12 protein-coding genes are annotated in these 14,364 nt (G+C 73.1%); 8 read left to right on the forward strand and 4 right to left on the reverse strand.

Annotated elements, in window-relative coordinates; translation table 11 throughout:
* The gene (locus tag MUB56_RS10840) at positions 1 to 1,731 is read left to right on the forward strand and encodes a VanW family protein (RefSeq protein WP_244931910.1); all 1,731 of its coding nucleotides are present in this window, start codon (positions 1 to 3) and stop codon (positions 1,729 to 1,731) included.
* Positions 1,732 to 1,741: 10 nt separating this feature from the next.
* On the opposite strand, the gene MUB56_RS10845 is transcribed toward MUB56_RS10840, so the two are convergent.
* Entirely contained in the window at positions 1,742 to 2,641 is a 900-nt protein-coding gene (locus MUB56_RS10845; protein ID WP_244931911.1) for a GNAT family N-acetyltransferase, read from the reverse strand.
* Positions 2,642 to 2,726: 85 nt separating this feature from the next.
* Here MUB56_RS10845 and fdxA point away from each other — a divergent pair, with 85 nt between their 5' ends.
* The 4 genes from fdxA (at position 2,727) to MUB56_RS10865 (ending at position 8,453) form a co-directional block, all read left to right on the forward strand.
* Positions 2,727 to 3,059 carry a ferredoxin gene (gene fdxA, locus MUB56_RS10850; protein ID WP_244931912.1) on the forward strand — a complete coding sequence of 111 codons (333 nt, stop codon included), beginning with the start codon at positions 2,727 to 2,729 and terminating at the stop codon, positions 3,057 to 3,059.
* Positions 3,060 to 3,064: 5 nt separating this feature from the next.
* The gene (gene dapC / locus MUB56_RS10855; protein WP_244931913.1) at positions 3,065 to 4,168 is read left to right on the forward strand and encodes a succinyldiaminopimelate transaminase; all 1,104 of its coding nucleotides are present in this window, start codon (positions 3,065 to 3,067) and stop codon (positions 4,166 to 4,168) included.
* Positions 4,169 to 4,366: 198 nt separating this feature from the next.
* Positions 4,367 to 7,408 (forward strand): DUF4157 domain-containing protein, encoded by a 3,042-nt coding sequence (locus MUB56_RS10860; protein ID WP_280637396.1) that lies wholly within the window; start codon positions 4,367 to 4,369, stop codon positions 7,406 to 7,408.
* A gap of 61 nt (positions 7,409 to 7,469) precedes the next feature.
* Positions 7,470 to 8,453, forward strand: a complete 984-nt coding sequence (locus tag MUB56_RS10865) for a hypothetical protein (RefSeq protein WP_244931915.1) — start codon at positions 7,470 to 7,472, stop codon at positions 8,451 to 8,453.
* Positions 8,454 to 8,457: 4 nt separating this feature from the next.
* On the opposite strand, the gene MUB56_RS10870 is transcribed toward MUB56_RS10865, so the two are convergent.
* The gene (locus tag MUB56_RS10870) at positions 8,458 to 9,420 is read right to left on the reverse strand and encodes a hypothetical protein (protein ID WP_244931916.1); all 963 of its coding nucleotides are present in this window, start codon (positions 9,418 to 9,420) and stop codon (positions 8,458 to 8,460) included.
* 163 nt (positions 9,421 to 9,583) lie between these two features.
* Between MUB56_RS10870 and MUB56_RS10875 the strand changes: the two genes are divergently transcribed.
* Positions 9,584 to 11,572 (forward strand): CotH kinase family protein, encoded by a 1,989-nt coding sequence (locus MUB56_RS10875; RefSeq protein ID WP_244931917.1) that lies wholly within the window; start codon positions 9,584 to 9,586, stop codon positions 11,570 to 11,572.
* A gap of 15 nt (positions 11,573 to 11,587) precedes the next feature.
* Here MUB56_RS10875 and dapD read toward each other — a convergent pair whose 3' ends face one another.
* A complete protein-coding gene (gene dapD, locus MUB56_RS10880; protein ID WP_244931918.1) occupies positions 11,588 to 12,529 on the reverse strand; it encodes a 2,3,4,5-tetrahydropyridine-2,6-dicarboxylate N-succinyltransferase in 942 nt (313 codons plus the stop codon).
* A 41-nt stretch (positions 12,530 to 12,570) separates the two neighbouring features.
* Here dapD and MUB56_RS10885 point away from each other — a divergent pair, with 41 nt between their 5' ends.
* The gene (locus MUB56_RS10885) at positions 12,571 to 12,939 is read left to right on the forward strand and encodes a DNA polymerase ligase N-terminal domain-containing protein (RefSeq protein ID WP_244931919.1); all 369 of its coding nucleotides are present in this window, start codon (positions 12,571 to 12,573) and stop codon (positions 12,937 to 12,939) included.
* A 39-nt stretch (positions 12,940 to 12,978) separates the two neighbouring features.
* On the opposite strand, the gene MUB56_RS10890 is transcribed toward MUB56_RS10885, so the two are convergent.
* Positions 12,979 to 13,593 carry a PepSY domain-containing protein gene (locus MUB56_RS10890; protein ID WP_244931920.1) on the reverse strand — a complete coding sequence of 205 codons (615 nt, stop codon included), beginning with the start codon at positions 13,591 to 13,593 and terminating at the stop codon, positions 12,979 to 12,981.
* A gap of 203 nt (positions 13,594 to 13,796) precedes the next feature.
* Here MUB56_RS10890 and MUB56_RS10895 point away from each other — a divergent pair, with 203 nt between their 5' ends.
* Positions 13,797 to 14,348 (forward strand): Uma2 family endonuclease, encoded by a 552-nt coding sequence (locus MUB56_RS10895; RefSeq protein ID WP_244931921.1) that lies wholly within the window; start codon positions 13,797 to 13,799, stop codon positions 14,346 to 14,348.
* Positions 14,349 to 14,364: the final 16 nt, after the last annotated feature.

The following is a 14,364-nucleotide window of genomic DNA, read 5'->3' on the forward strand; positions in this document are numbered from 1 at the left end:
GTGAAGAACAAGAGCGAGCGGGCCGGCGGCCGGGCGGTCATCCTCGTGGTGCTCGCGCTCGCCCTGCTCGTGGCGGGCGGCTGGGCGGCGGCGTACGCCGTCGCCGGCGACAAGGTTCCGCGCGGCACCACCGTGGCCGGGGTCGACGTCGGCGGGCGCACGGAGGCCGACGCGGTCCGGGCCCTGGAGGACGGCCTCGCCGAGCGTCTCGAGGAGCCGATCGCCGTCACCGTCGGTAAGGCCACCGAGGATGTCACCCCGGCCGAGGCCGGGCTCTCGATCGACCTGAGCGCCTCGGTCGAGGCCGCCGGCGGCGGTCGCAGCTGGAAGCCGCGGCGGCTCTGGGACTACTTCACCGGCGGCGCGGACCTCGACCCGGTCGTCCAGGTCGACGACGCCGCGATGAGCAAGCTGCTCGACCGGCTCGGCTCCGAGGTCGGCACCCTGCCGAAGGACGGCGGCCTGGAGTTCGACGGCTCGGAGGTGCGGCGGATCGAGCCGGAGGCCGGCGAGGCGATCGACCCCGACGAGGCGGCGAAGGCCATCACTGCGGCGTACCTCGCCGAAGACCCGGGCGTCGAGCTGACCCTGGTCCGGGCCCAGCCCGAGATCGACGAGACCGACGTCCAGAACGTGCTCGACAGCTTCGCCAACCCGGCCCTCTCCGGCCCGGTCACCCTGGTCTTCGGCGACTCGCCGGTCCAGCTGGCGCCGCGCGACTTCGGCGACGTGCTCGGCGTCAAGCCCGAGGGCGGGGTGCTGGTGCCCGCCATCGACCAGGAGGCGCTGAAGGCGCTGGTCGACGCGGGCATCTCCGAGGACGGCGCCCCCGTCGACGCGACGGTGGTGCTGAGGAACGGCAAGCCCAAGGTGGTGCCCGCCAAGCCGGGGGTCAGCTACGAGCCGGCCGCCGTCGCGGCGACCTTCCAGCAGCTGCTCACCCAGCCGTCCGGGCAGCGTGAGGCGAAGGTCGAGGCGACCGTCGCGGAGCCGGAGTTCACGACCAAGGACGCCCGTCAGCTGAAGATCCGCGAGAAGGTCTCGACGTTCTCGACCTACTACCCGCCGGCGTCGTACCGCGACACCAACATCGGCCGCGCGGCCGAGCTGGTCGACGGCACGCTCCTCAAGCCCGGCGAGACGTTCTCGCTCAACGACATCGTCGGCGAGCGGACCGTCGAGAACGGCTTCACGACCGGCACCATCATCAGCAACGGCATCTTCAAGGAGGACCTCGGCGGCGGGGTCTCCCAGATGGCCACGACGACCTTCAACGCGGCGTTCTTCGCGGGCCTGAAGGACGTGGAGCACAAGCCGCACTCGGTCTACATCGACCGCTACCCGGTGGGTCGCGAGGCCACGGTCGCCTGGGGCGCGGTCGACCTGCGCTTCACCAACGACACGCCGTACGGCGTGCTCGTCGACGCGAAGGTGATCCGTAGCGCGGGTCGCTCGCAGGGCACGGTGACGGTGAGCATGTGGTCGACGAAGGTCTGGGACATCACCACGTCCACCTCCGACCGCTACCGCTTCACCAAGCCCGCCACCCGCACCATGACGACCCCGGACTGCGTCCCGAACACCGGGTACGGCGGCTTCGACGTCGACGTGAAGCGCAACTTCCTGAAGCCGGGCTCGGACGTCGTCGAGAAGACCGAGAACTTCCACACGACCTACATCCCGAGCGACACGGTCATCTGCAAGAAGCCGAAGCAGCCCAAGACGGAGTAGCCCCGCCAGGTCAGGCCGGGGCCAGGTAGCGGTAGCGGTGGTGCTCGGTGAACCCGAGCCCCTCGTAGAGCGCGAGCGCGGGCTCGTTGTCGCCCAGCACCTGGAGGTACGCCGTGGTCGCGCCGCGCTCGGCGCCCCACTCCAGCAGGGCGGCCATCACGTGTCGGCCGAGACCCTGGCGGCGGTGCTCGGGCGCGACCTCGATCGATCGGAAGCCGATCCAGTCACGGTCGAAGGCCGCAATGCCGGAGGCCCGGTCGCCGATCCGGGCGACGGCGTGGGCGCTGTCGCCGGGACCGTCCGACACCTCGACCACGATGTCGAGGCCGGAGTCGGTCGGTGGGAGGGCGCGGCGGGCGCGGGCCACCCCCACCATCTGGAAGACGGTGTCGGCGTCGCCGCTCTCGGGGCCCCACCCGTGGCCGCGGAAGAGCGCGTCCTCGGGGGATTCCGGCAGCACGGCCGCGATCGGCCGACCGGTGCGGCCGGCGTACCAGGCGACGACGCGCTCGTCGTCGTCGTCGATCCCGGACGGCTCGAAGGCGAGCACCGAGTTGGCGCGGCGGGCCCTCGAGGTCGCCGAGTGTCGCAGCAGCCAGGCACCGACGGGCTCGGTCTCGAGGTCGGCCCACATCGCCGTCGACCGGGTCTGCGCCTCCACCGGCGAGGCCCGGTGCCGGACCGAGGGCCGCGGCGGCACCGGCTTGCCGGAGACGATGTCGGCCAGCGCGATCTCGACCGGGGCACCGCTCTCCGGCTGCACCACGCAGGTCGTCGCGGACCAGGCCGTGCAGATGCCGAGAAGGTCGGTGAGCGCCGGCCCGCCGCTGGGACCGGTCTCGCCCCGGACCACGCGCCGGACCACGATCCGTCGACCCACGACATGGGGACCGAGCATGTGCTCGGTCACATGGTGAGGTCTGTCATCGTTCCGCACCCCGGGATACTAGGCTGGGCACGAGCAGTTGCTCCCACCAGAGTTTCAGGAGGACCCGGTGACGTACGTCATCTCTCAGCCCTGTGTCGACCTCAAGGACCGTGCCTGCGTCGACGAGTGCCCCGTCGACTGCATCTACGAGGGCAAGCGGATGCTGTACATCCACCCCGACGAGTGCGTCGACTGTGGTGCCTGCGAGCCGGTCTGCCCGGTCGAGGCGATCTTCTACGAGGACGACGTGCCGGAGGAGTCCAAGGACTACTACGACGCCAACGTCCACTTCTTCGACGACCTCGGCTCGCCGGGTGGCGCGGCCAAGATGGGTGAGATCGACAAGGACCACCCGATGATCGCGGCCCTGCCCCCGCAGAACCAGAACCAGGACCACTGAGCCGGATGCCTCGGGAGGCCGTCTCCGCACGGCTCCCCGACTTCCCCTGGGACCACCTCACGTCGTACGCCGAGCGGGCCCGCGCCCACCCGGACGGGGTCGTCGACCTGTCGGTCGGCACCCCGGTCGACCCGACGCCCGAGGTGGCGCAGCGCGCGCTGCGCGAGGCGGCCGACTCGCCGGGCTACCCGCTCACGATCGGCCGCGCCGACCTGCGGCAGGCCTGCATCGACTGGCTCGAGCGCCGGCACGGCGTCACCGGGCTGGGCCTGGACCGGGTGCTCCCGGTGATCGGTTCCAAGGAGCTGATCGGGTCGATGGCGGTCCACCTCGGCCTGGGGGCCGGTGACCTGATCGCCTACCCCGCGCTGGCCTACCCGACCTACGAGGTCGGGGCGGCGCTGGCCGGTGCCCGCGCGGTCGCGTCCGACTCGCTGACGTCGTTCGGACCCGAGGTCCCGGCGCTGATGTGGCTCAACTCGCCGTCGAACCCGACCGGCCGGGTGCTGCCGCCCGACCACCTGCGCAAGGTCGTGGACTGGTGCCGCGAACGCGGCACGATCCTGGTCTCCGACGAGTGCTACCTGGAGTGCGCCTGGGAGGCGTCGCCGGTCTCGGTGCTGCACCCCGACATCTGCCGCGGCTCGCACGAGGGCATCCTCACGGTGCACTCGCTGTCGAAGCGCTCCAACCTCGCGGGCTACCGCTGCGCGTTCGTGGCGGGGGACCCGGCGCTGGTGGGCGAGCTGCTCGCCGTGCGCAAGAACCTCGGCCTGCAGATGCCCGGCCCGCAGCAGGTCGCGATGAAGGCCGCGCTCGACGACGACGACCACGCGCTCGAGCAGCACGGGCGGTACGCCGCCCGGCGGGCCCGGCTGCGCACCGCGCTCGAGGGCGCCGGCTTCCGGGTCGACCACTCCGAGGCGTCGCTCTACCTCTGGTCCACCCGTGACGAGGACTGCTGGAAGACGGTCTCGGACCTGGCCGACCGCGGCATCCTGGTCGCCCCCGGGTCGTTCTACGGCGCGGCCGGCGCGCGGCACGTGCGGGTGGCGTTCACGGCCACCGACGAGCGGGTCGACGCCGCGGTCGCGCGGCTCGCGGGCTGAGCGGTCGGTCGAGCACGTCGAGGTGCACGTCAGCTTGCGCGGCAGCCGGTCACGGGCATCCTCGGCGTCGTCGTGGTCCAGACCGGCACGGCCGAGGTCAGCGATCTCCTGAGGGCAGGGTCGCTCGGAGCTAGCGTTCGGGCAGAATCGTGGCCGGTCGGCCACGCCGGGGGTGGATGGCTCTCTTCGGGAGATGACGTGGCCGTTGAGGTGAGCCATCGCGAGCGCTCCCTCGAACGCGCCGTGGCTCCGAGCCCCGCAGCGGAGGAGAACCCGCCGGCGGCACCGTTCCCGGTGCCGGCCGGACCGAGCGCCCCGGAGGCCGGCCCGGAGGTCGGCCCGGTCGGAGACCCGGCCGAGGTCGACGCGGACCGGCGCGCCGACGACGCCCTTGCGCACCTGCGGCGCACCGGCGCCCCACCAGGCTCGGGGGCGGTCGTGGGGCCGGAGGGTGGACCGGTCCCGGCCGAGACCGCGCAACACATCGAACGCCTCCGGCCGAGCGGCGCGCCGCTTCCGGGGGCGACGCGCGGCCGGATGGAGGAAGCCTTCGGCGCGTCGTTCGACCACGTGCGGGTCCACGTCGGGGCCGAGCCCGCCCGGCTCAACCGAGCCGTCTCGGCGCGAGCGTTCACCACGGGGAGTGACATCTTCTTCGGCCGGGGCGAGTTCGCACCGGACACCCCGAGCGGCGAGCGGGTCCTGGCCCACGAGCTCGCGCACACGCTGCAGGACGGCGGTGGGGCGCGGCGGCAGCCGAGCACGCTGCGGCGCGTGGCGTCGACGTACCAGAGTGACGAGGACCTGAGGAAGCTCACCCTGTCCGCGTTCGACGCCTACGCCCGCGGCCAGGCCGACTGGGCGAGCTCGGAGCTCCTCGTCGGGGACAAGGAGTCCCTGCGGTCGCTGCTCGCGCTCGCCCGGGCCGAGGAGGGACGGGTGCTGGCCGCGTGCGGTCGGTTCACGGTCGAGGCCCTCCTCGCGCGGGGGATCGGCAACGGGACGGTCGACGCCGCCCTGAGCGCCTACAGCCGGTCAGCGAGCGCGACCCAGGACCCGGAGACCGTGTGGATCCAGACCCCGGCGACCTCGGTCGGGGATGCCATCGCCTGGGGCGCCGCCATCCTCGAGCTGGCGAGGACGATCGATGGACGCACCCTGTACCGGTGCGTGCTGCAGGGACCGGAGAACGGGCTGAAGACCCTGGTCGACGCGGGAGCCGTCGCCGACTTCGTGACCTATGTCGCGGCCGTCAAACCGCTGCTCGACGCGACGACCGGCAGCGAGGTCACGTCCTTCCTGGCCTTCCGGGGCGAGGGCGGGATGGGCAAGTACGCCGGCTACCTGACCGACCTGCCCGAGGTGCGCAACCACCACCGCTTCACCGTCGCCCAGCTCGACCGACTCGTCGCGAACCGCCGTCAGCTCGCCACCAACAAGGCGCTGCCGCACCCCCTGCCCATCTCCGTCGTGCTCCAGTCCGCCTACGACCACAACGGAGCGTTCCACCGTGACGCGCCGCTGACCGCGGTGATCAGCCGGACCACCCACGTCACGGTGGTGGTCGAGGGCGAGCCCTTCCTCGTGCGCTACGGCGACGCGCTGAAGCGGTTCGCCGCGGACGGCAGGGACGGAAAGGTCGAAGAGGTCCTGCTGGCCGGCCACGGCGACGCACGGCTGATCGAGATGGCCGGCGACAAACGGCTCGATGTCCTGGCCCACGGGGACGAACCTCCCGAGCACATCCGGGTCGACGGCGAACCCTCGAGCTTCGATCGAATGGTCACCGAGGACTTCTTCGACGACATCCTGAAGGTGCTGCGGAACGACGACTCGGCGCGGATCGTGCTCAACGCGTGCCTGACGGCCTCCAACAGCGTCGACCTTCCGCTCAGCGCCGATCCCACCGTGGCCACCGAGGAGATCCGGACGGCGATCCATGACTACCCCAGCCTCGCCACGTCCATCACGACCAGACTCGGCGCCCACCGGGCGCGGGTGCTCGGCGCGAACGGGTCCTTCCCGACGGTCGGCCTCCTCGATGCGGGCGGCGGCATCGACCTGACATCGGCCGAGGACCCGCAGCTGACCGCCTCGAAGCTCGAGTACGTCGAGCGCGGGCTCGATCCGCAGGGGGTGCTCCGCGCGACTCTGGAGTCCTGGGCGACGAACCGGCCGGACACGATCGCGGCCGTCAGGAGACGGATCGCCGCGACCGCCACCGATACCGCGTGGAAGCCCAAGGTCGTGCACACGCTGTTCAGCCTGATCGCCGCCAAGCCCGACGACGCCGCCCAGATCAGTGCGCTCGTGGTCAGCGCACACGCGCTCGGCGGGCTCACGCTGGCCGACCACTGCTCGGTGGCGAAGGTCGCCGGCAAGATCCCCGATGCGAGCCTGGAGACCGTGCTGACGGGACTGAGCGCCGCCGCTGCCTGGACCGACCCGGCCACGCGCGGCGTACCAGCCGTGCTCCTGCAGCTCTGGCTCGTCAAGAACGGGGCCAAGAGGGCCGCGTTCCTCGCCTTCCTGGACGGCTCGACGTTCACGACGGTGGAAGCGGTCGCGCTCCTGGACCTCGTCCGCCTCACGCCCCAGGTCAAGGAGTTGCTCCCCGTCCCCGCGCCGCCGCCCGCACCGCCACCACCGCCACCACCGCCGACGCTGGGCACCGTGCCGATTCCGATGACGCCGCCGCCGCCGGCGATCGCGAGCCCGCCACCGCGGGGCCGGTTCCTCCTCGCTCTCACCTTCCTGGTGGCCCTCGGCGCCGGCGCGCCCGAGCAGGCCAAGAGGTACGTGCGCAGCGTGTGCGGCCTCCGCGCCACCGACTTCCCGGCGGAGAGCAACGTCGACGACCTGCTGCGGGGCGCCACCCGCCGGCAGGTCCTCGCGCACGCCGGACTGGGTGGGCTCCCGACGGTCACGGGCGGCTCCGGGCCCGTGCGGCCTGTCCCGAACGTGGACCCCGACCACAGCGGAACCAACACCGTCGTGGTCGAGCCGGTCTCCCTGAGGCGACGGGTCCCGGACGGGGATGGGGTCCGGGCCTACACGATGCCGTCGGGAGACCCGGTCGGCACGGTTCCCGGCGGCACGGCGCTGGTCGTCCTCGGGCGGACCAGGGGGATCCTCAAGGGGACCTCGACCGTCCCGGACACCGACTACCTCGCCGTCGAGCGCAAGATCGGCGGCCACTTCACCGTCTTCGTGCGCGAGTCCGAGGTGATCGTGCCGTGAGCGAGCCCGCCGTACGTCCCTGTCATCCTGGGGCCGGCCACGACCGGGGAGGGGCACAGCCATGAGCACCGACCCGGGTCTGCGTCTGCTGGTCGACCTCGAGGGCCTGGATGGCACCTCGGTGGCTCTCGACCGCTCCGGCGCGCACTGGGCGCTCGGCGACGAGCGCCGGATCCAGGTCGGTGACGAGCGGGCGGTGAACCGGACCCGGACGGACCCCCCGCGCACCCTCTTCGGCATGACCTGGTCCGAGGACGGGCCCGAGGTCCGGGCCGGGACGTGCGCCTACGACCAGGCGGCCGACGCCTGGGTGGACCCGCCCGGACTCGAGCAGGTCCTCCGCGAAGCCGCGCAGGTCGGGCTCGCAGACTCACCCGACCTCGCACGGGTCGAGGTCGCCGCCGCTGCGGCCTCGGCCGACGGCCGCGAGCTGGTCGTCGCGACGCGCTACCTGCGAAGCCGCGGCCTGCAGGTCCAGGACTCGTACTACGGGCCGTCCGAGCGGCTCGTCGCCCTCCGGTCCTCCGCGGCCGGGAGCTGGACGGACTCCCCTCCGGTCGTCCTGCTCGCCGGCCACGCCGAGTCGCGGGCGCTCGCCGTGGGCAGCCGGTTCATCGCCGCCGGCGGCGACACCGTCCGGGTCTGGGAACGGGAGACCCGCGACCTGGTCGCCGAGCTGCCGCACGAGTACGTCGCTCGCGACCTGGCCTTCGACGCTGACGGCGGGCGGCTCGCCGTACTCACTGCGACGGGGGCGCTGGCGCTGTGGGACGTGTCGACGGCGGAACGGCTCGCGTCGTGGTCGGCCCACGATGGTGACGGGTACGCCGTGGCCCTCCATCCCGCCGGCGAGCTGCTGGCCACCGGCGGCCAGGACGGCCGGCTCCGTCTGTGGACGCCTGAGGGGACGCTGGTCCACGAGGAGCGTCACGAGGGATGGGTGCAGGCGGTGGCCTTCTCGGGCGACGGGACGCGGCTCGCGGCCTCGACCTGGGCGCGGCCGCCGCACCTGCTGGTCTACGAGGTGGCTCTCCCGGGGAGTTGAGGCCTCAGTCGAAGACGTCGACGTGCACATGGTCGCGGTGCTCGAGGATCGCCCGGTCGCCCGAGCGCGCCGGCGGGTCGTAGTCGCGCCAGCCGTCGTCGGAGCGTCGGGCCTGCCAGATCTTGGCGTCGAAGATGACGGTCTGCACGCCGAGCCGGTCGGCCTGGGCGACGAGGTAGTGGGCGATGGCCCAGCCGCGGACGTTGTTGGCCTGGTTGATCGGCCGCACGAAGATATCGACCGCGCGGCCCTCGTAGTGGGTCGAGCCCTCCATGTGGCCTCCCGCGACCCCGCCCGGCTCGAAGCCGCCGAGGGAGAGGTCGCCGAAGACGGCCAGCGCCTCGCGTCGTACGGCGTCGGCCCGGCGGACCAGCCCGCTCTCCCGCAGCCGATCACCGGCCTCCTCGACGTCGCCGTCGAAGCGGCAGGTGAACGCGGCGGGGGAGTTCCCCGTGAGCGCCGAGGCGAGCACTCGGGCGTCCGCCTCGTGGTCGGCGTACGCATCCGGGAAGGCCGAGCGCTGCACGGTCTGCGCGGCGACGGTGACCTCCATCGACCGGTAGTCGTCGACCTCGGCGAGCGCGTCGTAGAAGGCGTTGGTCGCGAAGACCGGGTCCAGCACCTGCTCCTCGGTTCCCCAGCCCTGGGACGGCCGCTGCTGGAACAGGCCCAGGGAGTCGGCGTCGCCGTACTCCAGGTTGGCGAGCTTGGACTCCTGGTACGCCGTCGCCAGGGCGATCGTCGCCGCCCGGGCCGGGAGGCCGCGGCGTACGGCGATCGCGGTGATCAGGGCGGCGTTCTCGGCCTGCTCGGGGTCGAGGACGACGGTGCTGTCGTCGACCGTCGCGGTGCACTCGTCGGCGGGCGCGAACGGGCTCAGGTCGCGGAGCGCGTCGACGCCGATCGTGATCGCCACGGCGCCGAGCAGCCCGACGCCGATCAGCGCCAGGCCGGTACGCATCCTCATCCGGCCCCCATGCCTCCAGTATCCGGATGGGGTGAAGAGCCGCCCGGCCCGGATCTCGTCGAAGAACCTCGCCGATCGGTGCCGGCTGTTCTAATCGACGACTGTGGGACGTCATCGGGCACGAGCCGCAGGTCTGTCGGTCTCGGGACTGTCGGCGCTGCTGGTGACCGCCTCCCTCCTGACCCCCGCGACGTACGCCGCCGCGACCCCCGGACCCACGACGAGCGCCGGACACGCCGCCACGACCGAGCGCGCCCCCGCGAGCCGGCGGCTGCAGCTGCGGCCGGCCGTGCCGCGGGCCGGGAGCAGCTACCGGGTCTCCGGCCGGGTGCCGGCGACCTCGCCACGCCGGGTCGTCCTGCAGGTCCGCCGGGACGGTGTGTGGCGCACCCGGGTCCGGGGAGCCAGCAGCCGGACCGGCGCCTTCCGCCTCACCTGGCGCTCCCGGACCCCGCAACGGCTCCGGGTGCTGGCCCCGGCCTCGGCCGGGCGGGCCGGGCGAGCCCCCCGAACCCGCTGGGTGTCCGTGCCGGTCACGGTGCGGCCCCGCGCCGCCGCCCCGGTGGTGCCCGCCGTGACCCTCACCGCGCCGCCGTCCGTCGCCGAGCACCGGCAGCTGCAGGTCGCCCTGGCGTCGGCGCCGGCGGCGCCCGGCCGGACCGCCGTGCTCCAGCGCGAGGCGGGCGGCGCCTGGGCCGCCGTGGCGACCGCCCGGACCGACGCGGCCGGGTCCGCGACGTTCACCGCCACCGGCGGGGACGCCGGCGCCGGCGGCCCTGGCCGGGAGCGCTACCGCGCCGTCCTGGAGGCCGGGGCGGGAGGCGGTCCGGTCGCCTCGGCGCCGGTCGAGGTGGTGCTGCTCCAGGGCCTGCCCCGGGTCGAGATCAGCACCGACGACGGGATGCTGATCGGTGACACCAACGGCAGCGGCGGCCACGACGAGGGCGACGACCGGAGCCAGTACAGCCACGGTCTGCTCAGCATCGACCCGCGCGGCTCGGCGCTGCCCGGCACCGTGCAGGGCTCGCGCTTCCGCATCCGGGGCAACTCCACCTCCTGGATCCAGGACAAGCTGCCGTACAAGGTCAAGCTCGACCAGAAGGTCTCGCTGCTCGGGCTGCCGAAGGCCAAGGACTGGGTGCTGCTGGCGAACTTCTTCGACCGCTCGCTGCTGCGCAACAACGTGGCCTTCGAGACCGCGCGCCGGGTCGAGATGCCCTGGGCGCCCCGGCTGGCGGACGTCGAGCTCTGGCTCAACGGCAGCTATGCGGGGGTCTACCAGCTCGGCGAGAGCATCGAGACCGGACCCGATCGCGTCGACATCGACGTGGACCCCGACGGCGCCGACGCCGCCGCGGCGGCCAACGGCGGCTACCTGCTGGAGGCGGACTTCTGGGACGACACCAACCCGCGCTTCCGCACCGCGCAGGGCGCCCAGATCTACCTCCAGGAACCCGAGTTCGACTCCGTCGAGCAGGCGGCGCCGTACCTGGAACGCGTCCGCGCGGACGTCCAGGACTTCGAGGACGCGCTGTACTCCGCGGAGTTCGCCGACCCCGTGAGCGGTTACCGCGCCCACGTCGACGTCCGGTCCTTCATCGACTGGTACCTCGTCAACGAGCTGATGAAGAACATCGACTCCGGCTACCACGGCAGCTGCTGGCTGTACCGCGACGACGGCGGCCGGCTCGCGATGGGCCCGGTCTGGGACTTCGACTTCTCGGCCGGCAACCGGACCTTCTCCGACCTCGACGAGCCGACCGGGTGGTTCCTGCGGCGCAACTGGTACCCGCGCTGGGGCCAGGACGCGGTGTCGATGCTCCAGGGGCCCGAGGGCCACTGGCTGAACCGGATGTTCGCGGACCCGTGGTTCGTCGGTCAGGTCGAGGACCGCTGGGAGCAGGTCCGCACCGACCTGCTCGGGATGCCCGACTACCTGCGCGCCCAGGCCGACCGGTTGGCGCCGGCGGCCACCCGCAACTTCGCCCCGCGGCTGCAGGGCGGCGCCGGCATGCAGCTCGGCCAGACGTTCCTCGAGAGCGACGGCGTCTTCCACGACGGCTGGCCGGCGTACGTCGCGGACCTCGACGGCTGGCTCACCCGGCGGCTGGCCTGGCTCGACGGGCAGCTGCGGCCGGCCGGCCGGCGCTGACCGGCCGGCCGCCGCTCAGTTCGCGTGCAGGGCGGCGTTGAGCGTGACGCCCTCGGACTTCCACGGCACGGCCTCGATGGCGCCGGTGACCGAGTTGCGGCGGAACAGCACGTTGCTCGCGCCCGACAGTGCCAGCGCCTTGACGATCTTCGGCTTGCCGTCCATGTCCGTGATGGTCACCTTGGTCCCCGCCGTGACGTAGGTGCCGGCCTCGACGACGCAGTCGTCGCCGAGCGAGATGCCGAGGCCGGAGTTGGCGCCGAGCAGGCAGCGCTCGCCGATCGAGATCACCTGCTTCCCACCGCCGGAGAGGGTGCCCATGATCGAGGCACCGCCGCCGACGTCGGAGCCGTCCCCGACGACGACGCCGCCGGAGATCCGGCCCTCGACCATCGAGGCGCCGAGGGTGCCGGCGTTGAAGTTCACGAAGCCCTCGTGCATGACGGTGGTGCCGGACGCGAGGTGGGCACCGAGACGGACCCGGTCGGCGTCGGCGATCCGGACGCCCGACGGGACGACGTAGTCGACCATCCGCGGGAACTTGTCGACGCCGTACACGCTGACGTGCTGGCCGGTGGCCCGCAGTCGGGCCCGGGTGAGCTCGAAGCCCTCGACCGCGCACGGTCCGGCCGAGGTCCACACGACATTGGTGAGCAGGCCGAAGACACCGTCCAGGGAGAGTCCGTGGGGCACGACCAGGCGCGCGCTCAGCAGGTGCAGCCGCAGCCAGGCCTCCTCGGTCGAGGTGGGCGCCGCGGCCAGGTCGGCGATCTCGACGAGCCGGACCTCGCGGGTCACGTCGCGCGCCTCGTCGCGGCCCGTCAGCGCGGTCAGCTCGGGGGGCGCGGCCACGTCGGCGGGCTTCTCGCCCAGCGCGGGCGCGGGGAACCAGGTGTCGAGGACGGAGTCGTCGGCGGCGATGGTCGTCAGGCCGAAGCCCCAGGCAGCGGTGGTCACGGGCGTCCACTCTACGAGGGTCGGCGCCTAGGGTCGTCGGGGTGGGCGACGACGAGACGGACGCGCGACCGGTCTTCGTGCTGCACGAGCACCACCGGCCCCGCCACCACTTCGATCTGCGCCTGGAGGAGGGCGGGGTGCTCCGGTCCTGGGCGGTCCCCAAGGGGCTCCCGACCGACAGTCGACACGACCGGCTCGCCGTGGCGGTCGACGACCACGACCTGGAGCACGCGTCGTACACCGACGAGCACAAGGAGATCGCCGACGCCGGCTGGTGGGAGCTGGTCGACCGCACCGAGCGGCGGTTCGTGTTCGTGCTGCACGGTGGCTCCGGCGGCCGGCGCTACGCGCTGATCCGGACCGGCGGCGGGTCGGACTGGCTCCTGCACCTGACGAAGGAGCAGCTCTGACCCCCAGCCGCCGATCACGGGTGTGAGCCCGATCCCGGGTCAGTCGTCGCGCTCGGTCCGGAGCACCTCGCCCGTCCCGGCGTCGACGGTGACGGTCTGCTCGGTCGCGGTGTCCTCGTCGAGCTGGACCTCCCACACGGCGGTGCCGGCGCTGAGGTCCAGGTCGAGCCCGGTGACGGTGCCGGAGGGTACGGCGGTCCGCGCCGCCTCGACCGCGCCCGCGACGTCGACGGTCGCGTCCGCCAGCAGCTGCTGACGCTCGGCCAGGTCGTCGGCGTCGTCGGCGTCGACCACCGGGTCGCGCGTCACGCTCGCGCCGTCGGCCGAGACCGTGAGGTCGTGGGCGGTGCCGTCGGCGGCGACCACCTCGGCGTCCCAGCCCGCGGCCTCGAGGTCGAGGGTGAACAGGACGCCGCCGGGCACCGCACCGGCCGCGGTCGCGGCTGCGGCGAGCACGACGTCGTCGCCCGCCGGCCCGGATGCCGGCTCGGAGGAGGCCGGTCCGGAGGGGTCGGCGGTGGAGCTCGCCGAGCGCTCGGCGGCGTCGTCCCGGTCGTCGCCGTCGTCGTCCCCGCAGGCGACCAGGCCGAGGGTGAGGGGGCCGACGAGCAGGGCGGTCAGGACGGGGGAGCGGGTGGAGCGGCGGGTCGACATCGGGTGCCTCCTGGTGAGTGGGTGTGCCACCACCCTGCGGGCGGTCGCGCTAACGGCGCGCGAACCCGATCTCAAGGGGAGGCAAAGGTGCCACCGGCCGGTGCGCCCGGTGCTGTCGGTGGGCGCTGGGACGCTGGCGCCGTCCTGTTCTCGGGCCCACGATGGCGAGGAGCGTCGATGTGTCGAGCGGACGAGGAGTCCAGGTGTCGGTCAGGCGAGAAGATCCGCTGCGTCGGGTCCGCATGTCCTGGGAGGAGTTCCTGGAGCTTCCCGAGTGGCCCCGCGCCGAGTGGGTCGACGGGGAGGTGGTGATGCTCGTGGCCCCTCCGGTGTTCGACCACGGGACTGCCCAGACGCAGCTCACCTTGTTGCTGGCGCCGCTCTTTCCGGACTGTTGGGTGGTCCCTGGGGTCTTCCTCGCCCTCCCGTGCAACCGGGTGCGCCTGCCCGACCTGATGCTGGTCGCGGAGCGGCCCGCCGACGGCTGGGTCCGGGCCGCCCCGATCCTCGTGGTCGAGGTGCTGTCGCCGTCGACCCGCTCGGAGGACACCATCCGCAAGTCGATGGAGTACGCCGAGGGCGGCGCCCAGCAGCACTGGGTGGTCGATCCCGACCTCCGGGCGATCGACCTGTGGCGCAACGTCGACGGGGAGTGGACGCTGCTCGCCCGTGTGGACGACGACCGTCCGACGGCCGAGGTCGAGCTGGCCGGGGTCACGGTGCCGATCGACCTGCGCCAGATCCTGCGCGACTGACGCGGTATCCGATTGG

The organism is Nocardioides sp. W7, from assembly GCF_022919075.1.
Classification (GTDB): Bacteria; Actinomycetota; Actinomycetes; order Propionibacteriales; family Nocardioidaceae; genus Nocardioides.

Bases quoted from the DNA above. Each gene is read 5' to 3' on its own strand.
- dapC (WP_244931913.1), top strand. From the start codon at position 3,065: ATGCCTCGGGAGGCCGTCTCCGCACGGCTCCCCGACTTCCCCTGGGAC.
- MUB56_RS10865 (WP_244931915.1), top strand. From the start codon at position 7,470: ATGAGCACCGACCCGGGTCTGCGTCTGCTGGTCGACCTCGAGGGCCTG.
- MUB56_RS10870 (WP_244931916.1), bottom strand. From the start codon at position 9,420: ATGAGGATGCGTACCGGCCTGGCGCTGATCGGCGTCGGGCTGCTCGGC.
- MUB56_RS10890 (WP_244931920.1), bottom strand. From the start codon at position 13,593: ATGTCGACCCGCCGCTCCACCCGCTCCCCCGTCCTGACCGCCCTGCTC.